The following is a 21,683-nucleotide window of genomic DNA, read 5'->3' as shown; positions in this document are numbered from 1 at the left end:
AGAAACGAAAAAAGACCGGCTTAAGCTGGCAGCTCGTCGAAACGGTAGCCTTTGCGGCGCAGCATGTCGCTGATAGCCGTGCCCTGCTCTGGCCGCACGGGCCGTGGAATGTCGGTCACGATGAGCTGACTCGCGAATTCGTTGAAACTCCCCTGTGCCCGTACGCCCGAGGCGTCGACGGCCAGGGAGCAGCCGATGCTTTTCTTGCCCTCATACGGCCCCCCCACGATGTAGCCTACCGATGTAGTGCTAAGAACGGCCACATTGTAGAGCCGGGCCAGAATGGAAAAGGGCCGAATCCATTTCTCCTTATACGGGTCGTTTTCTTCCGTAATAGAGTAATCGACGGTCCAGGAAGCGGGAGCAATGATGAACTCGGCTCCCATGCGGGCCAGCGTGTGGCCAATAGACAGGCCGTCGATGTAGTTGTCGGCGCACACGTTGACTCCGATTTTACCCAGCGGCGTATCTACCACATTCAGCGTTTGCCCCACCGCGTAAAACGGCTGCTCGACGGTAAGCAGGTTGATTTTATGGTACTTCGTCAGGATTTCGCCCTGGGCGCTGATCAGGATGGCGGCGTTGTAGGTGCGGCCGTTGAGGCGCTCGGTGAGGCCGGCGCACACCATGATGTTGTTGCGCAGCGCTTCCTGGCAGAGCAGGTCGCTGAAGACGCCGGGAATGGGTTGGGCTTCGTCCAGGGCGCTGGGGTGGGTCCAGCCAAAATCCAGGGTTTCGGGCAGCAGAATCAGGTCGCAGCCTTGATGGGCGGCGTCAGCAATCATCTGGGCGGCCCGCTCCAGGTTGCGGTGCGGCTCCCCGCCCTCGACCAGCAGCTGACCCAGGCCAATGCGGACGGTAGCGGTTGAGGAAGAGATAGTTGGGGGAGCAGTAGGAGCTGGCGCTGGCGCTGGCTTCCTGGAGTGCAGGAAAGAGAAGAGCTTGGCCATAGAAACAATGAAGGCAGTGGGGAAATTATCAGAAGTTAACAAAATCTGATTAAACCTTCACCTGGTTTTTTTGTCGCCCCCAAAGGTAACTTGAATCATATACATAACGGATTAAAACCATATTAATGCCGGCCAACACCTTAGCCCGCCGACCGACTATATACGATGGGAATTTCACCTCCCAACTTGAATTTCCTACTTTTGCCCCTATTCCGAACCGCCTTTTCCCCTTGACGATGTCCATCGCCAAAACCTATACGCCTGCCGACGTCGAAGCCAAATGGTATCAGCGCTGGCAGGAGCAGGGCTTTTTCAAAGCCAAGCCCAACCCGCGCAAGCCCGCCTACTCGGTCGTAATTCCGCCGCCCAACGTGACGGGCGTGCTGCATATGGGCCACATGCTCAACAATACGATTCAGGATGTGCTGGTGCGCCGGGCCCGCATGCAGGGCAAGGAAGCCTGCTGGGTGCCCGGCACCGACCACGCCTCCATTGCCACCGAAGCAAAGGTAGTTGCTTTGCTCAAGGAGCAGGGCATCGAGAAGCGCGACCTGACGCGGGAGCAGTTTTTGGCCCATGCCTGGAGCTGGAAGGAGAAATATGGCGGTATTATTCTGGAGCAGCTCAAGAAGCTGGGTGCTTCCTGCGACTGGGACCGGACGCGCTTCACGATGGAGCCCGAGCTTACCCAGGCCGTGCTGCGCGTGTTCGTGGACTTGTACCAGAAAGGCCAGATCTACCGGGGGGTGCGCATGGTGAACTGGGACCCGCAGGGCCGCACCGCTATTTCCGATGAGGAAGTCATTGCTAAGGACACCCTGGCCAAGATGTACTACCTGCGTTATGCCGTGGTAGGGCAGGAGGACCAGTTTATTACCATTGCTACCTCGCGGCCCGAAACAATTATGGCCGACGTAGCCGTGGCCGTGAACCCGAACGATGAGCGGTACCGGCACCTGCACGGGCAGAACGTGCGCATTCCGCTATTGGGCCGCGAAATCCCGATTATCACGGATGAGTACGTGACGATGGACTTCGGGACGGGCGGCCTGAAGGTGACACCAGCCCACGATTTGAACGACTACGAGCTGGGGCTGAAGCACAACCTGCCCGTTATCGACATACTCAACGACGACGGCACGCTCAACGACAACGCCCGGCTCTACGTGGGGCAGGACCGCTTTGCCGTGCGCAAGCAGATTGCCAAGGATTTGCAGGAAGCCGGGCTGCTCGATAAAATCGAGGACTACAACAGTATTCTGCAAACCTCGGAGCGGACCGGCGCGGTGATTGAGCCCAAGCTGAGCCTGCAGTGGTTCTGCAAGATGGACCACATGGCCAAAAAGGCCCTGGAGGTGGTCGAAAACGACGAAATAAAGCTGCACCCGCCCAAGTTCAAGAACATGTACCGGGTGTGGATGGAGAACGTGCGCGACTGGTGCATTTCGCGCCAGCTATGGTGGGGCCAGCGCATTCCGGCCTACTACCTGCCCGATGGCTCGTTCGTGGTGGCCCTGGACGAGGAACAGGCGCTGCTGCAGGCCCGCGCGCAAAGCGGCAATGCCGAGCTGCAACTCACCGACCTGCGCCAGGACGAAGATGTGCTCGATACCTGGTTTTCGTCGTGGCTGTGGCCTATTTCGGTGTTCGATGGCTTCAAGGACCCCGACAATGCCGATATCAACTATTTCTACCCGACCAACGACCTCGTAACGGCTCCCGAAATCCTGTTTTTCTGGGTGGCCCGCATGATTATGGCCGGCCTGGAATATCGCAAGGAAGTGCCCTTCCGCAACGTGTATCTCACGGGTATCGTGCGCGACGACCAGGGCCGCAAGATGAGCAAGCAGCTCGGCAACTCGCCCGATCCGCTCGACCTGATTGCGCAGTATGGGGCCGATGGCGTGCGTACGGGCATGCTGTTTTCGTCGCCGGCCGGCAACGACCTGCTCTTCGACATCAAGCTGGTGGAGCAGGGCCGCAACTTCACCAACAAGCTCTGGAACGCCTTCCGTCTGACGCAGGGCTGGGAAGTGGATGCTGCCCTGCCGTTTGCCTCGGCCAAAGCCGTGGAGTGGTTTGGGGCCAAGCTTCAGGCGACGGTAGTCGAGCTGGATGAGCACTTCGCCAAGTTCCGGATGAGCGACGCGCTGATGACGGTGTACAAGCTGGTGTGGGACGATTTCTGCTCGGTGTACCTCGAAATGGTGAAGCCCGTGTATCAGCAGCCCATCGATGCCGAAACGCTGAAGCACACCATCGGCTACCTCGAAACGCTGCTCAAGCTGCTGCACCCGTTCATGCCCTTCATCACCGAAGAGATATGGCATGAGCTGAAAGAGCGTGGCCCGAAAGAGTACGTGTGCGTGACGTCTTGGCCCAAGCTGGCTCCCGTAGCCGGCAGCGCCGACCTGCTCGCCCGCATGGAGAAGGCCCTGGATATTGTGGCCGGGGTGCGCAATATTCGTAACCAGAAAGGCCTGGGGCCTAACAAGCCCCTGACGCTGGCGGCCAAAACCGACGACAAGGAATTGCTGCAGGACTATGACGGCATCATTCGGAAGCTGTCCGCCTTGTCGGAAATCAGCTTCGTGCCGGAAGCTCCGGCCGCCTCGGTTGGCTTTATAGCCGGTGGGGTGGAGTTTTTTGTGCCGCTGGAAGGTCAGATTGACCTGGGTGCCGAGAAAGTACGCCTCGAAAAGGAGCTGGAATATACCCGGGGCTTCCGCGACACAGTGGTGAAAAAGCTCAGCAACGAGAAGTTTGTACAGAACGCTAAAGTCGATGTGCTGGAGCGGGAGCGGCAGAAACAGACCGACGCCGAAGCGAAAATTCTTGCGCTGGAGCAGAGCTTGGCCGCGCTGTAGCCACAACGCCAACAGTAGAAAAGACCGTCCGGCCCAAGGACGGTCTTTTTCTTTCTGAAGAACACCGACTATTTCGGTTCGCCGGCAGATGTTTTTACTGGTATAGTAGTGTATCTACATCCTCAGGGCCTGCTGGTATGCACCACCTGAAACCCTGGCTGGCGGGCCGCTGTTTTGTTGCACTGGGAATTGCCGAAGCACACCCTTCTACCTCCACACCCCAACCGACTATGACCAAGCCCCCCGTGGCGGCCAGCAAGCCCAGGCTGCTGGTGTCGCCTTTCGGCACGCGCACCGATAACTACTACTGGCTCAATGAGCGCGAAAACCCGGAAGTGCTCAGCTACCTGAACGCCGAAAATGCGTACTCTGAGCAGCAGCTGGCTTCTGTGAAAGACTTGCAGGCCACGTTGTTTCAGGAAATAAAGGGCCGCATCAAGGAGCAGGACGAGTCAGTGCCCTACCGCGACAATGGCTATTACTACTACACCCGCTACGAACAGGGCGGCGAATACCCGATTTATTGCCGCAAGCAAGGCCACCTGACGGCTCCGGAGGAAGTGCTGCTCAACGGCAATGAGATGGGCAAGGGTGAAACCTATTTTCAGATTGGCGGCTACGAGGTGAGCGACGACAACCAGACACTGGCCTACGCCGTCGATACCGTAAGCCGCCGTCTCTACACGCTCCGCTTCCGCAACCTGAAAACCGGTGAGCTTTATCCCGAAAAGATTGCCAACGCCAGCGGCGACGCCGTGTGGGCTGCCGACAACAAAACGGTATTCTACACCACAAAAGACCCCGCCACGCTGCTGCCTTACCGAGTGTATCGGCATACCATCGGCACCGACCCCGAGCAGGATGTGCTGGTGTATGAGGAAGAGGACAACACGTTTTATACCGGTGTAAGTCGTTCCAAGTCCCGTCAGTACATCTTCCTGAGCGTGAGTAGCACCATGTCGTCGGAAACCCGGTTTCTGGCGGCGGCCAACCCGCTGGCGGCCTTCACCGTGTTTCTGCCCCGCGAAGCCGACCACCTCTACGACATCGAGCATTTTGGCTCCGACTTCTATGTGCGCTCCAACGCCGGGGCTCCCAACTTCCGCCTGCTCAAAACGCCCGTGACCCAGACGGCCAAAACGGCGTGGCAGGAGGTAATAGCGCACCGGCCCACGGTATTTCTGGAGCAGATGGAGTTCTTCAAAGACTACCTCGTGCTGGGCGAGCGGCAGGAAGGGCTGTTGCAGCTCCGCGTCATCCACTGGCAAGACAAGCAGGAGCACTACCTCAACTTCGGCGAGCCAACCTATACGGCCAGCATCGGCATCAACCCCGAGTTCGATACGCCCGTGCTGCGCTACGGCTACACGTCGCTCACCACGCCCGCTTCCACCTACGACTACGGCATGGCCGCCCGCACCAAGCAGCTGCTGAAGGAGCAGACCGTGCTGGGCAGCTTTCGGAAGGAAGACTACGTGACGGAGCGCGTGCAGGCTACTGCCGCCGATGGCACTAAGATTCCGATGTCCATCGTCTATAAAAAGGGTTTCAAGAAGGATGGCACCGCTCCGCTGCTGCAGTACGCCTACGGCTCCTATGGCTTGTCTATGGATGCCACCTTCAGCTCGGCCCGTCTGAGCTTGCTCGACCGCGGCTTTGCCTACGTAATCTGCCACATCCGGGGCGGGCAGGAAATGGGCCGGCAGTGGTACGAAGACGGCAAGAAGCTCAAGAAGATGAACACCTTCACCGACTTCACCGACTGCGCCAAATTTCTGCTTGACCAGCACTACACCTCCGCGCAAAAGCTCTTTGCCTTGGGCGGCTCGGCGGGCGGGCTGCTCATGGGGGCCGTCGTCAATCTGCACCCCGAGTACTACCGGGGCGTGGTGGCCGCGGTGCCGTTCGTGGATGTGGTGACGACGATGATGGACGCCAGCATCCCGCTCACGACCGGCGAGTATGACGAATGGGGCAACCCCGGCCAGCAGGAGTATTACGAGTACATGCTCTCCTACTCGCCCTACGACCAGGTGCGCCCTCAGGCCTACCCCAACATGCTCGTCACGACCGGCCTGCACGACTCGCAGGTGCAGTACTTCGAGCCCGCCAAGTGGGTGGCCAAGCTGCGCACCGTGAAGACCGACCACAACCTGCTGCTGCTGCATACCGACATGTCCGCCGGGCACGGCGGCGCCTCGGGCCGCTTCAAGTCCATCAACGACGTGGCCCGGCAGTTCGCCTTTATGCTGCTGCTGCTGGGCACGAAGGCGTAGCTATACTCTTCATTTTGCCTCACCAAAAAGACCCGCTACGGACTATAGCGGGTCTTTTCGGTAGTTGCCAGCTGGGGCAGAAAATAGGAAGCCTCGGTTAGTTCACTGGTTATTTTCTGGACTCCCTATCGGAGGCCGCGCCGCGTGGCGCACTGCCATTGGCCTTCATTTGGAGCTGAAATGTGACCTGCTCACAGTCGGCGAAGCGCTTCTCCGACATTTGCAGCGCTTCTTCCAACCGGGTAGTCTGTTGGTAGAGGTAGAGGATGAGGCCCAGGGATACCACGAGGGCAACGAGGAAAGCAGCGTTCTTCATAAAATTCTGAAAATCAAAAAGAAAAGCCCATCAATCTGATGGGCTTGTTCCGGTAAAGGTAGGGGTAGCCCGCGCTGCTTAGATAGCTGTGTTCGGGTCGAACTGCTCCAGGTAGTCGGCCACTTTGCGCACGAACATACCGCCCAATGAGCCATCGACCACGCGGTGGTCGTAGCTATGCGAGAGGAACATAAAGTGCCGAATGCCGATCAGGTCGCCCTGTGGTGTTTCGATGACGGCTGGCTTCTTCTTGATAGCGCCCACGGCCATGATGGCGACCTGGGGCTGCATGATGATGGGCGTGCCCATCACGTTGCCGAATGAGCCCACGTTGCTCAGCGTGTAGGTGCCGCCTTCCAGGTCTTCCGGCTTAAGCTTGTTGGCCCGGGCCCGCGTAGCCAGGTCGTTCATCCGCTTGCTCAGACCATTGAGGTTAAGCTGGTCGGCATTGTGAATCACGGGTACGATAAGGTTGCCGGAGGGCAACGCTACGGCTACCCCAATGTTGATGTCGCGCTTCTTGATGATGTAGTCACCATCGACCGATACGTTGATGTTCGGAAAGTCCTGAATGGCGCGGGCCACGGCCTGAATGAAGATGGGCGTGAAGGTCAGATTTTCGCCCTCGCGCTTCTTGTAGGCATCCTTGTGCTTGTTGCGCCAGTTGACGATTTCGGTCACGTCGGCTTCCACGAAAGAAGTAACGTGGGGCGAGATACGAACTGAGTCTACCATGCGCTGGGCAATCATCTTGCGCATGCGGTCCATTTCAACCAGCTCGTTGTTGCCGCTCACGGATGGCGCTGGCTTGCTGGCGGGCGTGGCAGCCGGTTGCGCGGCGGGTGCGGCGGGTGCGGCGGCTGGTATTGGGGCTGCTACGGCCGGGGCAGCGGGAGCGGGCTGAGGGGCGGCCGCAACGGTGGCTGGGGCAGCCTGCGTCAGGGGCTTTTTGCCGCCTTCCACGTAGGCCAGAATATCCTGCTTGGTTACGCGGCCTTCTTTGCCGGTGCCGGGCAGATACTCCAGATCACCCATCGAAATTCCTTCCTGGCGGGCAATATTGAGAACCAGCGGCGAGTAGAAGCGGCCGGGCTGGGCCACGGCCGTGGCCTGTGGGTCGTGCAGCTCGGGCAGGTAGGGTACGCTTGTTTCAGCCCCATTCAACGAAGGCGCGGGCGTTTGCTGGGGAGCGGCCGGGGCGGCCGTCGGAGCGGGCGCACCAGCGCTAGCCGCCTCGGTTTCGATAACAGCAATGGGAGAGCCCACAGCTACCACTTGGCCTTCCTGCACCAGAATTTCCTGCAATACCCCAGCATAAATGGCGGGCACTTCGGTATCAACTTTGTCCGTTGCCACTTCCAGCACCGATTCGTCCTGCTCAATGGCGTCGCCGACTTGCTTGAGCCATTTCAGGACGGTGCCTTCCATAATGCTTTCGCCCATTTTGGGCATCACCATTTCCACTCGTGCCATGCGGTATTGGGTTGTTGGGGGTTGTTGGGTGGGAGATTGAGGCCTCAAAGGTAACAGAAACCACTAAGCCGAACGCGGCAGCAGGGCCAGATACCAGGAGCCGGATAAAGCGGTGGGCGAAAAAAGACTGCGGTGGGCTATGAACGAGCCTGTCTCTACAGCTTAGGCAAGCTCTGGCGTAGCAGGTTCAGTACGCTGGTAGTAGCGTACTCGATGTTGAGCTGGCGGCCCCGGTTAAAAGTGATTTTGCGGGCTATGGTCTGGTGCGCATCGGCATAGGCCAGCCAGAATGTACCGACGGGTTTTTCCTCGCTGCCGCCGTCGGGGCCGGCTATGCCGCTGGTAGCAACGGCAACATCCACGCCCAGGCGCTGGCGGGCTCCTTCGGCCATCTGGCGCACCACTTCCTCACTCACCGCTCCATGTGTAGCAATAGATTCAGGCGATACACCTAGCTCTTTGATCTTGATGTCGTTATGATAGGAAATAATGCTGCCCAAAAAGTAGCCCGAGCTACCCGCCACGCTGGTCAGCCGGTGGGCAATGTAGCCGCCGGTGCAGCTCTCGGCCGTCCCGAGAGTGAGGCCATGCTCCCGCAAAAGCTGGCCCACGGCGGCTTCGAGCGGTACTTCTCCTTCCGCAAAAATATAGTCGCCGAGCAGCGCTCGGAGCTCGGGTAGCAGGGCTTCCATGCGGCCGCGCAGGTCGGGCCGGCCATCATCGGAGCCGGTGAGGCGCAGGCGCACACCACCCAGATACGGCAGATAGGCCAGCTTCATGTGGGCTGGTAGCGCATCTTCCCAGGCCGCTATTTTATCAGCCAGAAACGACTCGCCCAGGCCTACCGTCTGCACCACGATATGCTCGATGGGTGGCGTCTGGAAATGGCGCTTCAGGCGGGGTAGCACCGTATCGGTCATCATGCGCTTCATCTCGAAGGGCACGCCAGGCATCGACACGAATACCACGCCCTGGTCTTCGAACCACATGCCGGGGGCAGTGCCTACGGCATTGCGCACCGGCGTGCAGGTGGCCGGCAGAAAGGCCTGCTGGCGATTCACTTCCATCATGGGCCGGTTGAAGCGGGCAAATATGGCTTCCACGTCGCGCAGAGAAGCTTCGTGCAGCACCAGCTCCGTGTGGAAGTAGTCGGTCAGAATGTTCTTGGTAAGGTCGTCTTTGGTCGGGCCCAGGCCGCCGGTAATCAGCACCACCTGGGCGCGCTGCCGGGCCGCGTCCAGGGCCTGCACGATTTCGTCGGCCCGGTCGGAAACGCTGGTTATCTGCCGTACCCGCACGCCGAGCTTGCCCAACTCCTGGCCCATGAATGCGGAGTTGGTATCCACGACCTGACCGTACAGGAGCTCGTCGCCAATGGTGATAATTTCTGCGTCTGGAGTGTGGGACATGGACCGGGAGTTAGGAAGGAGAGGGAATTTGGTGCAATTTGGGGCCAATGCGAATAAGACGCTCACTATGGGCGACAGGTTTTTCGCTTTTTCTACTCTATGCTTCGTTTTCGTATTCTCGTCGCCGCGTTGGTTGTAAGTCTGGCAGGTTCGCAGGTGGTTTGGGCTCAAACCAAACCCAAGCCCAAAACTACCACTACCAAAGCGAAAACCACGACCAAAAAAACAACCAAAGCGCCGGTTAAAACCACGGTGAAGGCCACCACCAAAGTAACTGCGCCTGTGGTGGTGGCTCCCGTGCCGCTCACGCTGCCCGAGGCCACCACCGGTCTGCGCGAGGCCCTCACGCAGAGCATCACCCGCGCTACCGAGGTGGCTGGCTCGGCCGATGGCTTCAATGCCAACGCCGACATTCGTATCCCGTTTCCGCCCGAGGCCGAGCTGGTCTCTACTACGCTGCGGGGCTTGCGCCTGGGGGCGTTGGTCGACCGGTTTGAAGTCGCTCTGAACCGTGGTGCCGAAGCCGCCGCCCTGCAGGCCAAACCTATATTTCTGACGGCTATCCAGAATCTGAGCTTCGCCGACGCTATGGCCCTGGTGACAACCCGGGAGCCCGACGCGGCCACGCTCTATCTGCACACCAACACCGAAGCCCAGTTGGTAGCAGCCCTAAAACCCATCGTGCAACAGTCGCTGGAGCAAACCGGGGCCACCAAGCTCTACGGCGAAATGGTGGCCCGCTACAACAAGATTCCGATGATGACGGCCATCAACACGGACCTGACGACTTATGCCACCCAGAAAACCTCGGATGGTATCTTCACACTCATGGCCGAGGAAGAAGGTCGTATCCGGCTCAATGCGGCGGCTCGGGGCTCAGCTGCGCTGAAGCGCGCGTTCGGCAAGTAAAAGAACCACCTGATTTTGCAAAAGCCCGCTTGGTGCATCCCGCCGGCGGGCTTTTTCGTGCCTGAAAGGGAAAAAGCCCGCCCGGAACAATTTGGTCTGGTTTGTGCCTTGCCGCTACTGTCGGCCGGGTTGGCCGGGTTTCTTGCTCCTCCACCTCTATGAAAAAGACTCATTCTCTTTTGTTGACCCTGGCTCTTACGGCCGTCAGCTTCACGGCTTCCGCGCAATTTCGCCTTCCCAAGCTGGAGGATATTTTAAAATCCCGGCCTGGCTCCTCCACCGGAGTTGGTACCATACCGACCGGCAGAACAACCGGAGCCGTTAGTCAGAACGAGGCCGCCATGGGTCTGAAGGAAGCATTGAGCCAAGGAATTACGAAAGGCTCGGACCAAGCCTCCAAACAGGATGGCTTCTATCTGAACCGGCTGATTCGGATTCCGTTTCCGCCGGATGCCCAGCGCGTGGCCACTTCCCTGCGCGCTATCGGCCTCGGGGCCCAAGTCGATAAGTTTGAGCTTTCCCTGAACCGGGGGGCTGAAGACGCGGCCCGCAGCGCCAAGCCCATTTTCCTGTCAGCCATCAAGAGCCTGACGTTTAAAGACGTCTGGGGCATTCTGACGGGGGAAAAGGACGCCGCTACCACCTACCTCAAGCGTACTACCACTACCCAACTCACCTCGGCCTTCCAGCCCATCATTCGGCAGTCGTTAGAGAAGGTAAACGCCACGCGCTACTACTCCGACCTTACTACGCGCTACAACATGATTCCGATGGTGAAGCCGGTGAACACCGATTTGACCCAATATGCCACCGACAAAGCCATTGGCGGTCTGTTCACGCTTATTGCGCAGGAAGAAGTAAACATCCGGGAAAACCCGGTAGCGCGCACCACTGAGTTGTTGCGCCGGGTATTCGGCGGCAATAAATCTTGAAGCTACACGCCTTAATCACACCCACAAAAAAGCCCCGCCGGAAATACCAGCGGGGCTTTTTTGTGGGTGTGATTAAGGCGTGTAAACGCGTTTAGTAGTCGTCTTCAGAATAGCGGGAGCTTCGGCTGCCTCGGCTGCTGCCATAGGAGTCGTCGTCATCGTCGTCGGCGAAGTCGTCATCGTCGTCGAGGCTGGCAAAGCCGCTGCCATCAGGGTCTTCGGCCGCTTCGGCGGTAGTATATTCATCCTCCGTCATGCTGGCCAGGTCCAGGGCCTCATCGTGGGAGGAGCCTGTATCGCGCCACATCAGGTAGTCGGCATACTTGGCACTGAGGCGGTCTTCGTCGTTGCCGCGGGTTTTGCTGCCGCCCGTTTTGGCGAATGTATCCAGCTCGTCATCATCACCGAGCAGGTCGTCATCGTCGAGGTCGTCGTATTGTTTCATAGCCTTGCGAGGGCGGTAAAAGTGAAAAAATGAAAGAGGCAAACGCGCGGGTTTCGGCTGCAAAGATACGCGGGAACCCGCTTGGGGTTAATTGCTGAGGCAGAAAATAAGTTGCCCGCCGGCCTCAAAAAAATCTTAGTAGCACATACAGCCCGTGCTGCATCAGCGCAAATGGAAGTTCCGGGCCCGGAAACGGCAGCACTTCTACCGCTGCCTGACCCTGATAGTTGCGGGAAGGCCAATTGTCTGCTACCGTCACGCAAACACCCCGAAACGTCTCACACACACCCTTAGCGGGCAGCCTGGGCACCGAAATCAGTGACGCTGATCTGGTGCTGGCAGAAGGCGTACTCTTCCGGCACATTGGAGCTGACGATGACCAACCGGCCGGCCACGGTAGCCTGCACGTGCTCCTGGTACCAGGCAACGCCAGCACGGTCGAGGTTTGTGGTAGGCTCGTCGAGCAGCAGCAGGGGCGAATCGGCGTACAGCGCCAGGCCCAGCTTGAGTCGTTGCTTCATGCCGGACGAAAAGTCGCGTACCAGCTTGTGGCGTGACTTCTCCAGGTACATCCGCTCAATCAGCTGGGCTGGAGTGATGCCAGGACGTAGCGGCTTGAAGCGGGTGTGAAAGTGCAATAGCTCACTCAGCGTCAGCTCCTCAATCAGCTCCAGGTAAGGAGCACAATAGGCCAAGCGGCGCGGCACGTCCTCTACCGCTACCGGCTGACCCTGAAAAGAATAGACCAAGCTACCCTCCGTGGGCAGAATCTGGCCGGAGAGGGTGTTGAGCAGCGTGCTTTTGCCCGAGCCGTTCGGGCCCAGCACCGCCGTGGCGGTACCGGGGTGAAAAGTGTGGTTCAGGCCCCGGAAGATCCACTCGCGGTGGAAGCGCTTCCCGAGCTTGGTCGCCTCAATCCGCACCGTTGCCGTTGCGGGAGTAGCCCTTGATGATACCCCGACCCGAGTTGCGCACGAAATTTACGACCTCGTCGCGCTCCGGGGAAGGCAACAGCTCCAGCTCAATTTTATCCAGGGCATCGTTGTTGTTGAGCCCACTCAGGAACAGCAACCGGTAAAGCTGCTGAATCTCACTGATCTTCTGGTCGGAGAAGCCCCGGCGGCGCAGACCGATGGAGTTGATACCGCTGTACGTCAGCGGCTCCCGGCCCGCCTTCACGAACGGCGGCACGTCTTTGCGAATCAGGGAGCCGCCCGAAATCATGGCGTGCTGCCCCACTTTCACGAACTGGTGCACGGCGGAGGTGCCCCCGATAATGGCATGGTCGCCGATTTCGACATGGCCCGCCAGCTGCACGCCGTTGGCCAGCACGCAGTTGTTGCCAATCACGCAGTCGTGGGCCACGTGCACGTAGGCCATCAGCAGGCAATTGGCACCCACCACGGTCTTGAGCCGGTCCACGGTGCCGCGGTTCACGGTCACGCACTCCCGGATAACGGTGTTGTCGCCGATATAAACGGTGGTGCGCTCCCCCGCAAACTTGAGGTCCTGCGGCATAGCAGCGATGACGGCCCCAGGGAAAATCTTGCAGTTTTTACCAATGCGGGCTCCCGACATGATGGTCACATTGGGGCCAATCCAGGTGCCTTCCCCGATTTCCACGTCCTTGTCGATGGTGGTGAAAGGCTCCACTACCACGTTCTGGGCGATTTTGGCTTCGGGGTGTATATAGGCGAGCGGCTGGTTCATTCGTTGGGTAATTAGTAATCAAGAATTAATACTCCAGAATTTCCTCAACGTTGCGGGGGCTGCCTTTCGTCAGAGAAGTATGCATTCTTACGTATTAATTACTAACTGAATATTAAGCGTCTTTGCGAACAATGGCCGCGCTCATCTCCGCTTCCATCACGATTTTGCCGTTGACGAAGGCCTGGCCTTTCATTTTGGCAATGCCGCGCTTGATGGGGGACAACAGGTGGCAGCGGAAAATGATAGTGTCGCCGGGCACAACTTTCTTGCGGAAGCGACAGTTTTCGATGCCCAAAAAGTAAGTCCAGTAGTTCTCCGGATCGGGCACGGTATTGAGCACCAGAATGCCGCCGGTCTGGGCCATGGCCTCAATCTGGAGCACGCCGGGCATTACCGGGTTGCCGGGGAAATGGCCGGGAAAAAACGGCTCATTGATGGTCACGTTCTTGATGCTCGTCACGGTGTTGGCATCAAGATGAATCACCTTGTCGATGAGCAGAAACGGGTAGCGGTGGGGCAGAATCTGACTGATCTGGTTGATATCCAGCACTGGTTCCCGGCTAGGGTCGTAGCTCGGCACGGGGGAGGTGTTGGCCTCCATCATCTTCTTCTTGATCTTCTTGGCGAAGGCCACGTTGGCCGCGTGGCCGGGGCGGGCCGCCAGAATCTGGCCTTTCAGCGGCCGGCCCACCAGGGCCAGATCACCTACCAGGTCGAGCAGCTTGTGGCGGGCGGGCTCGTTCTTGTAGCGCAGGTCCACATTGTTGAGAATGCCTTCTTTCTTGACGGCCACTTTGGGCTTGCCCAGCATGGTGGCCAGATCCGTCAGCTCCTCGTCGCTCACCACCCGGTCCACGACCACGATGGCATTGCTCAAATCGCCGCCCTTGATGAGGTTGGACTTATAGAGGGCTTCCAGCTCGTGCAAAAAGCAAAAGGTGCGCGACGAAGAAATTTCGGCCGTAAACTGGGTGATATCCGTCAGGGAGGCGTGCTGGGAGCCCAGCACGGGCGAATTGTAGTCCACCATCACCGTGAGGCGGTAGTCGTTCAGGGGCAGGGCGGCAATTTCCACGGCCCGGGCATGATCCACGTAGCGTATTTCGGAGGGAATCTCGAAGTAGTTGCGCAACGCATTCTGCTCCAGCAGGCCCACTTCCTGAATAGCTTTGATGAATTCGTAGGACGAGCCATCCATAATGGGCGGCTCGGGACCATCAAGCTGAATCATCACGTTATCGAGCTGCAAGCCCACCAGCGCGGCCAGCGTGTGCTCCACGGTGTTCACGCGGGCGCCGTTCTGCTCAATGGTGGTGCCACGGGACAAATCCACCACATTGTCGACGTCGGCATCGACAACGGGCTGGCCGGGCAAATCGATGCGCTGAAACTTGTAGCCATGATTGACCGGCGCGGGGCAGAAGGTCATGGTAGCCGAAACGCCGGTGTGCAGGCCAATGCCGCTCACGGTCACAGGGGCCTTAATGGTGTGTTGCTTGTCGTTCATTGGGGGGCTGTGAGCTGCAAGCGGGAAGCTGCTAGCTAACGGGCGGAAACGTCGATAATGGGAAACAGCGGTAACAAAAAAGCTGCGGGCTTTAGCTAACAGCCAAATGCCAGCAGCTTTTCAAGGCGCAAAGCTAGGACTTTTCCGGCATGGATGCGGCACGCTCCAGTTCGGCCAGGCGGCGCTCCATTTCCGGCAGGTGGCGAAAAACGGCATTGGCCCGCAGACTGTCGCGCAGGCTGAAGGCCGGCGAGCCTTGCAGCAGAATGCCTTCCGCCTTGATCGACTTGCCCACGCCCGACTGGGCCGTGACGGTGGTGCGGTTGGCCAGCGTGAGATGACCGGCAATACCCGCCTGGCCCGCCAGCACGCAGAAGTCGCCGATTTTGGTGGAGCCCGAAATGCCGGTTTGGGCCGCTACCACCGTGTGGCGGCCGATTTCGACGTTGTGGGCCACCTGCACGAGGTTGTCGATTTTGGCTCCTTCGCGGATAATGGTCGAGCCCATCGTGGCGCAGTCGATGGTGGTGTTGGCCCCGATGCTCACGTTATCTTCCAGCACCACGTTGCCGATCTGGGGAATGGTGCGGTAGGAGCCGTCGGGCTGGGGGGCGAAACCGAAGCCGTCGGAGCCGATAACGGCCCCGGCATGGATGGTGCAGCGCGCGCCAATGATAGTTTCGGCGTAAATTTTGGCCCCGGCATAGATAATGGTGCCGTCGCCGATAACGCACCGGTCGCCGATGTAGGCTTGCGGGAAAATGACCACGTCGCGGCCGATCCGGCAGTTCTGGCCGATATAGGAGAAAGCGCCGCGGTAGTGGTTGTCGCCAATGTGGGAGTTGCTGCCCATAAAAGCGGGCTCCTCTACGCCGCGCCGGCCGGTGCGGGTGGCTTGCTGGTAGAATTCGAGCAGCGTGGTAAAGCTGGAATAGGGGTCGTCGACGCGAATAAGGGCCGCGCTTACGGGGTGCTTCACGACCAGCGTCTTGCTCACGATGACGGCTGAGGCCCCGGTTGTGTAGAGGTGGGCCTCATACTTCAGATTCGACAGGAAGGAGAGGGCTCCGGCCTGTGCTTCTTCGATTTTTGCCAATCGGTCGATGCGTGGCGTGGCGTCGCCCTCGACGACACCCTGCAGCACTTCCGCAATCTGGCCTACCGTAAATTCCATTGCGCAAAAGTAGAGAAATATCCCTTGTTGGTAATGCCAGGGGAAATAAGGCAAGCCAAAGCGTGGCTGGCGAATCAGTTAGAAAAAGTAGAACGCCATTCCGAGCGAAGTCGAGGAATGACGTTTTTATAGTCCTAGCTCGCAATTTCCTTGGGGTAGCAGATATAATGCTTCTCGACGCGCTGGCCCAGAGCCCGGATATTGGGCAGGTCGGAGGCTTCGGCCACGTTGATAACCCGGCCGCCCTTGGTCAGCACGTCAATCGTGTCTTTGCCGTCGGCATCGTAGGCATTGTTGCTGATGCGGCCCGAAAGCATGAGCTGGCTGGCGTCCTGGGGAGAGAGGTCGAACTTCTCGGCAATCAATTCGATAATGCCCAGGCCCAAGTCGTCGTCGAACGGGTCGGTTTGGAGGATGATCTTGAACAGCTTACGGTCCAGGATGCTGCGCGACATGTAGCTGAGTACTTTGTCGGGGTTGGTGGCCCACATTTTCACGGCGCTCCACACGTCGGAATCGTCGAGCTGCACGAAGCGCTGCAGAATGGTGTCATCCTGCTCGAAATCGAGGATGCTGACGGGTTTGGAGAGGAAGAAGTGCAGATCGGGGGAGGCGGGCACCTCGTGGCCGGAGCGCACCAGGTCGCGGGCCCGCTGCACGATGCGGATAATCATCTGCTCGGCGCTGGTCACGGTTTTGTGCAAGTATACCTGCCAGTACATCAGGCGGCGGCTCACCAGAAAGTTCTCGATGCTGTACACGGCTTTTTCCTCCAGCACCAGCTTTTCGTCCACCACCGTGAGCATCTTAATGAGGCGGTCGGCACCGGGGCGGCCTTCCTGCACGCCGGTGTAGAAGGAGTCACGGTTGAGGTAGTCGAGCCGATCCATATCGAGCTGGCTGCTCACGAGCTGGTGGAAAAACGGCCGCTCGTAGCTGCCCTGAAAGATGCGGATGGCCAGATCGAGCAGGCCGACGTGCTCGGCGTTGAGCTTCTGCATCAGGTACAGGCTGAGCTGCTCGTGGGGCACTTCGTGAAAAATGGCCGTTTCCAGGGCGTGGGAGAGCGGGCCGTGGCCAATGTCGTGGAGCAGGATGGCAATCAGGGCCGCTTCGCCTTCTTTGGCCGAAATCTTGACGCCTTTGTCCTTGAGCGTGCGCAGGGCCAGCGTCATGAGGTGCATGGCACCCAGGGCGTGGTGGAAACGCGTGTGCAGAGCCCCGGGATATACGAAACCGGTGAGGCCGAGCTGCTGAATGCGGCGCAGGCGCTGAAAGTAAGGGTGCTCAATCAGGTCGAACAGCAACTCGGTGGGCACCGTGACGAAGCCGTACACCGGGTCGTTGAAGATTTTCTTTTTGTTCAAAGGAGCGAGGCTATACCGCGAAGCTGTACTTCGTGAGTCGTTGAATGGGAGGATAGTATAGGGTGCAAAAGCGCGAAGCAGCACTTCGTGAAACGCACAAACGGAACTCAAACCAACATTTTTCGGCTTCTTTACGGCGGAGTTAGGCGGCCGAATATCGGATTGCCGTAATTTTTCAGAACCAAAAACCAGGGATTGGGAGTAAAGCTACTTACGAAACGCCAGTTGCAACCTGCTTGCGCCACCAGGACTCTTTGGAGTCCACTCGGTGACGGCAGCGGCTATAGCCGAGTGCTGCTTCGTTGAACCGCCTGGCTCAGCGCTTGGCGCTATCTTTTTAAGTCCCCAAAATCCCCATATGCAACGGTACTCCATTCTCTGGGCCGACGACGAAATCGACCTCCTGAAACCCCATATTCTCTTCCTGACCGAAAAAGGCTACGACGTAACCGGGGTCAACTCCGGGGCCGATGCCATTGAGCAGGTGCAGGAGCAGAACTTCGATATTGTGTTCCTGGACGAGAACATGCCCGGCCTCACCGGCCTGGAAACCCTGACGGAAATCAAGGCCGTGAAGCCCACGCTGCCCGTCATCATGATTACCAAGAGTGAGGAGGAGCACATCATGGAGGACGCCATCGGCTCCAAGATTGCCGATTACCTCATCAAGCCCGTTAACCCGAACCAGATTCTGCTTTCCGTGAAAAAGGTGCTGGACAACAAGCGCCTGATTTCAGAGAAAACCAACAGCAGCTACCAGCGCGACTTCCGCCAGCTCGGCATGCAGCTCGGCGACCGGCTGAGCCCGAGCGAGTGGGCCGATGTGTACAAGAAGCTTGTGTACTGGGAGCTGGAAATCGATGAGACAGAAGGCAAGAGCATGGCCGAAGTCTTCAACATGCAGAAGGACGAGGCCAACAACTACTTCTGTAAGTTCATTATGGAGAACTACGAGGAGTGGGTGAACAACGAGGCCGACGACGCGCCCATGATGTCGCACGAGCTGTTTCAGAAGCGCGTGTTTCCGCTGCTGAAGGAAACCGGCGACACGCCCGTCTACTTCCTGCTGATTGACAACCTGCGCTACGACCAGTGGAAGATTCTGGAGCCCATTATTGCCGAGCTCTTTACCGTGGACCAGGAGGAAATGTACTACTCCATCTTGCCCACTACCACGGCCTACGCCCGCAATGCCATTTTTTCGGGCATGATGCCCGGCGACATCCAGAAGAAGTACCCCAACCTGTGGGTGACGGACGACGACGACGAGGGCAAGAACCTGAACGAGGCGGAGTTCATGGAAATTATGTTCCAGAAGGCCAACCAGAAGCACAAGTTCAGCTACCACAAGGTGACCAACCTGCAGGCCGGCAAAGACTTGCTGGGCAAGATGAGCAACCTGCACAACAATTATAAGTGCAACGTCATCGTCTACAACTTCGTGGATATGCTCTCGCACGCCCGCACCGACATGGCCATGATTCGGGAGCTGGCCGCCGATGAGTCGGCGTACCGCTCTATCACCCGCTCGTGGTTTCTGCACTCGCCCTTGTATGAGATGCTGCAGACCATTGCCGAGAAAAAGGGCAAGCTCATCATCACCACCGACCACGGCACGATTCGGGTGAAGCGCCCCTTCAAAATCGTGGGCGACCGGAACACCAACACCAACCTGCGCTACAAGCACGGCAAAAACCTGGGCTTCACCGACAAGGACGTGTACGTGGTGCGCAAGCCGGAGCGCATTTTCCTGCCCCGCGAAAACGTGAGCACCGCGTATGTATTTACGCTCGGCGACTATTTCTTCGCCTACCCCAACAACTACAATTACTACGTGAACTACTACAAGGACACGTTCCAGCACGGTGGCATCTCGCTCGAAGAGGTGATTATCCCGTTCATCACGCTCACCTCGAAGGCGTAGGGCGGGAGTAGGATTTTTAGTAAAACAGAACGTCATGTCGACCACAGGGAGACATGACGTTTTAGATTATTTCAGGCAACTTTCTAAACAGACACATTCGCAGCGGCGGGTTTCTTCGGAGGCCCGCCGCTGTTGTGTTTACTGCTGCGGTAGATTCAGCTTACGTATATGGTCAGCCAACGCCAGTACCGCCTTCCACTTTTCCGAGGTTTTAAAAGCAGGTACGCTCCAATTATCGGAGCCCTCCAGCGCAAAATAATGCTGTCTTAGTCGTACACTTTCCTGCAAGATTCAGTATGTCGCGGTGTAAGTGATATGAGCTTGCGAGGCCAAGTACCTATCAAGGCAGCAAGGTAGCGTAAGCCAGGTTCAGTGAAGTAATTGTGTTCACAGCCCGCAATCCGCCCGCTCGTCGTAGCTTACGAAGCTTTTACCCGTAGCCCAGCTTCATGCCGTATTCCCTGTTTCTCTTCGATTACGACGGTACGCTCTGCGACACGCGCCGCGCCATTACCTACAGCTTCGAGCGCACCTTCGACCACTACCAGGTGCCGCGCCCCGCGCCCGAGGTGCTGCAGACGATGATAAACCGGGGCCTGGTGCTGGGCGATATGCTGCAGGAACTATTGCCCGAGCGCCCGACGGCCGAAGTAGCCGAGTGGGTCATTACCTACCGCAGTATCTACGTCCACGAAGCCGAGGCGCTGGTGATGCCGTTTCCCGGGGCCCTGGCCCTGTTTCGCCAGCTTGCCGCGCAGGGCACTCTCATTGCGGTGCTGAGCAACAAAGGCGCGGCCGTGCTCGAAGCCTCGCTGACGCAACTCGGCTTGCGGCCCTTCGTAGCCCTGGTTATCGGCGACGGCAGCCTGCCGGAAAAGCAGCTAGCCAAAAAGCCCGACCCCATGGTATTCCACGCCGTGGTGCAGCCCCGGTTTCCGCAGGTACCCGCTCACCGAATCCTGATGGTAGGTGATACGCCCGCCGACCTGGAGTTTGCCCGCAATAGCGGCATCGATTCCTGCTGGGTCTCCTTCGGCTTCGGCGACGACGACCAGTGCCGGGCGCTGCGGCCTACGCATACCGTGAGCCGGTTGCTGGATATTCCGGCCCTGCGCGCCGGCGTGGCGCAGCTGGTGGCGCAGTAAGCTGCTACTCGATAATCATGTGGCAGACGTTCACCTGCGTTTGGCCATCCGCTTTTCGATACGCCCAGAACAAGCCTTCCGTGCTGTGGGGCATGGCTATATTTCCCTGGGCATCGAGGGCAATTACGCCGCCTACTCCGCCGGCTGCGGCTACTTTCTGCATCACCAGCGCGGCGGCTTCTGCCACCGGCAGCCCTTTATATTCGACCAGCGCGGCAATGTCGTGGGCCACGGCGTGGCGGATGAAAAACTCGCCGTGGCCGGTGCCCGATACCGCGCAGCAGTGGTTGGCATACGTGCCGGCCCCGATAAGGGGCGAGTCGCCGACGCGGCCGAACTTCTTGTTGAGCATGCCGCCGGTGGAGGTGCCCGCCGCTAGGTTGCCAGCTTTGTCGAGGGCCACCGCGCCCACGGTGCCGTATTTGGCGGGCGGCGGGCCGGGCTGCTCCGCTGCCCGCTGTCGTTCGGCTTGTTTCACCCGTTGGATCTGTTCCCAGCGTTCCTCAATCCGAAACCAGCTGGGGTCCACGATTTCCAGGCCGGCCTGCGCCGCGAAGGCGTCGGCCCCGCTGCCGGTCAGCAGCACGTGAGCCGACTGCTCCATGACGGCACGGGCCGCCGAAATCGGGTTGCGCACGGTCCGGACGCCGGCTACCGCGCCGGCCCGGAGCGTGGCCCCGTCCATAACAGAGGCATCCAGCTCGTTCACTTCGTCGTGGGAGAATACCGCGCCCCGCCCGGCATTGAACAGGGGAGAGTCTTCCAGAATACGGAGGCTGGCTTCCACGGCTGCCACGCTGCTACCGCCTTGCTCGAGAAGCGCGTAGCCGGCCTGAGCTGCTTCGGTGAGCTTAGCCGAATACGCCGCTGCTTTAGCCGCCGGCATGGGCTCGGGATAGAGTCGGCCCGAGCCGCCATGAACAAGAATAGTGAAAGGCGGGGCTGAGGGCATAGCGTGAAGTAGATGAGAGAGGTCTGGAGAAACGCAAATATGCGTCTGAATACCCGCACATTTTTCCAACTGAAAACCGGGCGACGGCGCGACTGCCGAGACTAAGAGCGTGTTTGGGAATTGGTAAAAACCCCGTTTGCGTCTTGCTTCATCTGGCGTCCGCTTGTCGAAGCATTTCTACCGGGCTAGTAATCATTAGACTTGTTCCTGAACTAGAAATGACATAAAAAAAGAACGTCATGCTGAGCCTGTCGAAGCATCTCTACCGCCAAAGTAATCAGGTTAGTTTAGCGGTAGAGATGCTTCGACAGGCTAAGCATGACGGCC

The 21,683-nt window shown here is 58.7% G+C and carries 17 protein-coding genes; 6 read left to right on the top strand and 11 right to left on the bottom strand.

Annotated elements, in window-relative coordinates:
- Positions 1 to 20: 20 nt before the first annotated feature.
- A complete protein-coding gene (locus E5J99_RS00455) occupies positions 21 to 950 on the bottom strand; it encodes a carbon-nitrogen hydrolase family protein (RefSeq protein ID WP_135495749.1) in 930 nt (309 codons plus the stop codon).
- Positions 951 to 1,186: 236 nt separating this feature from the next.
- Here E5J99_RS00455 and E5J99_RS00450 point away from each other — a divergent pair, with 236 nt between their 5' ends.
- Positions 1,187 to 3,817, top strand: coding sequence for a valine--tRNA ligase (locus tag E5J99_RS00450; protein WP_135495748.1), 2,631 nt, complete (start codon positions 1,187 to 1,189; stop codon positions 3,815 to 3,817).
- Between the two features lie 230 nt (positions 3,818 to 4,047).
- A complete protein-coding gene (locus tag E5J99_RS00445) occupies positions 4,048 to 6,093 on the top strand; it encodes a S9 family peptidase (protein ID WP_135495747.1) in 2,046 nt (681 codons plus the stop codon).
- Between the two features lie 109 nt (positions 6,094 to 6,202).
- Here E5J99_RS00445 and E5J99_RS00440 read toward each other — a convergent pair whose 3' ends face one another.
- From E5J99_RS00440 to E5J99_RS00430, 3 genes are all read right to left on the bottom strand, one after another.
- Positions 6,203 to 6,409 (bottom strand): hypothetical protein, encoded by a 207-nt coding sequence (locus E5J99_RS00440; RefSeq protein ID WP_135495746.1) that lies wholly within the window; start codon positions 6,407 to 6,409, stop codon positions 6,203 to 6,205.
- A gap of 78 nt (positions 6,410 to 6,487) precedes the next feature.
- Entirely contained in the window at positions 6,488 to 7,882 is a 1,395-nt protein-coding gene (locus E5J99_RS00435; RefSeq protein WP_135495745.1) for a dihydrolipoamide acetyltransferase family protein, read from the bottom strand.
- A 155-nt stretch (positions 7,883 to 8,037) separates the two neighbouring features.
- A complete protein-coding gene (locus E5J99_RS00430; protein WP_135495744.1) occupies positions 8,038 to 9,291 on the bottom strand; it encodes a competence/damage-inducible protein A in 1,254 nt (417 codons plus the stop codon).
- Between the two features lie 99 nt (positions 9,292 to 9,390).
- Here E5J99_RS00430 and E5J99_RS00425 point away from each other — a divergent pair, with 99 nt between their 5' ends.
- Together E5J99_RS00425 and E5J99_RS00420 are read left to right on the top strand one after the other, a co-directional pair.
- A complete protein-coding gene (locus tag E5J99_RS00425; RefSeq protein WP_135495743.1) occupies positions 9,391 to 10,200 on the top strand; it encodes a DUF4197 domain-containing protein in 810 nt (269 codons plus the stop codon).
- A gap of 158 nt (positions 10,201 to 10,358) precedes the next feature.
- The gene (locus tag E5J99_RS00420) at positions 10,359 to 11,132 is read left to right on the top strand and encodes a DUF4197 domain-containing protein (protein ID WP_135495742.1); all 774 of its coding nucleotides are present in this window, start codon (positions 10,359 to 10,361) and stop codon (positions 11,130 to 11,132) included.
- 91 nt (positions 11,133 to 11,223) lie between these two features.
- On the opposite strand, the gene E5J99_RS00415 is transcribed toward E5J99_RS00420, so the two are convergent.
- The 6 genes from E5J99_RS00415 to E5J99_RS00390 all read right to left on the bottom strand — a co-directional run bounded on the left by E5J99_RS00415 (position 11,224) and on the right by E5J99_RS00390 (position 17,335).
- The gene (locus E5J99_RS00415; RefSeq protein ID WP_135495741.1) at positions 11,224 to 11,577 is read right to left on the bottom strand and encodes a hypothetical protein; all 354 of its coding nucleotides are present in this window, start codon (positions 11,575 to 11,577) and stop codon (positions 11,224 to 11,226) included.
- A gap of 290 nt (positions 11,578 to 11,867) precedes the next feature.
- Positions 11,868 to 12,500: an ABC transporter ATP-binding protein gene (locus tag E5J99_RS00410; RefSeq protein WP_135495740.1), complete on the bottom strand. Its 633-nt coding sequence runs from the start codon at positions 12,498 to 12,500 to the stop codon at positions 11,868 to 11,870.
- Positions 12,490 to 13,287 carry an acyl-ACP--UDP-N-acetylglucosamine O-acyltransferase gene (gene lpxA, locus E5J99_RS00405; RefSeq protein ID WP_135495739.1) on the bottom strand — a complete coding sequence of 266 codons (798 nt, stop codon included), beginning with the start codon at positions 13,285 to 13,287 and terminating at the stop codon, positions 12,490 to 12,492. The genes E5J99_RS00410 and lpxA overlap by 11 nt, the downstream gene beginning before the upstream one ends.
- Before the next feature lie 112 nt (positions 13,288 to 13,399).
- Positions 13,400 to 14,794, bottom strand: coding sequence for a bifunctional UDP-3-O-[3-hydroxymyristoyl] N-acetylglucosamine deacetylase/3-hydroxyacyl-ACP dehydratase (locus tag E5J99_RS00400; RefSeq protein ID WP_135495738.1), 1,395 nt, complete (start codon positions 14,792 to 14,794; stop codon positions 13,400 to 13,402).
- A 133-nt stretch (positions 14,795 to 14,927) separates the two neighbouring features.
- Complete coding sequence (lpxD, locus tag E5J99_RS00395) at positions 14,928 to 15,968, bottom strand: UDP-3-O-(3-hydroxymyristoyl)glucosamine N-acyltransferase (RefSeq protein WP_135495737.1); 1,041 nt, start codon at positions 15,966 to 15,968, stop codon at positions 14,928 to 14,930.
- A gap of 134 nt (positions 15,969 to 16,102) precedes the next feature.
- Positions 16,103 to 17,335 carry an HD domain-containing protein gene (locus E5J99_RS00390; protein ID WP_135495736.1) on the bottom strand — a complete coding sequence of 411 codons (1,233 nt, stop codon included), beginning with the start codon at positions 17,333 to 17,335 and terminating at the stop codon, positions 16,103 to 16,105.
- A gap of 358 nt (positions 17,336 to 17,693) precedes the next feature.
- Between E5J99_RS00390 and porX the strand changes: the two genes are divergently transcribed.
- Both porX and E5J99_RS00380 read left to right on the top strand, forming a co-directional pair.
- Positions 17,694 to 19,259: a T9SS response regulator signal transducer PorX gene (gene porX, locus E5J99_RS00385; protein WP_135495734.1), complete on the top strand. Its 1,566-nt coding sequence runs from the start codon at positions 17,694 to 17,696 to the stop codon at positions 19,257 to 19,259.
- A gap of 449 nt (positions 19,260 to 19,708) precedes the next feature.
- A complete protein-coding gene (locus E5J99_RS00380) occupies positions 19,709 to 20,404 on the top strand; it encodes an HAD family hydrolase (RefSeq protein ID WP_135495733.1) in 696 nt (231 codons plus the stop codon).
- Positions 20,405 to 20,408: 4 nt separating this feature from the next.
- Here E5J99_RS00380 and E5J99_RS00375 read toward each other — a convergent pair whose 3' ends face one another.
- Positions 20,409 to 21,356, bottom strand: a complete 948-nt coding sequence (locus E5J99_RS00375; RefSeq protein WP_135495732.1) for an isoaspartyl peptidase/L-asparaginase family protein — start codon at positions 21,354 to 21,356, stop codon at positions 20,409 to 20,411.
- Positions 21,357 to 21,683 lie beyond the last annotated feature (327 nt).

The organism is Hymenobacter elongatus (genome assembly GCF_004745955.1).
GTDB classification, from domain to species: Bacteria; Bacteroidota; Bacteroidia; order Cytophagales; family Hymenobacteraceae; genus Hymenobacter; species Hymenobacter elongatus.
Note: the sequence above shows the minus strand (reverse complement) of the source record. Positions and strands in the feature narration are given on the sequence as shown.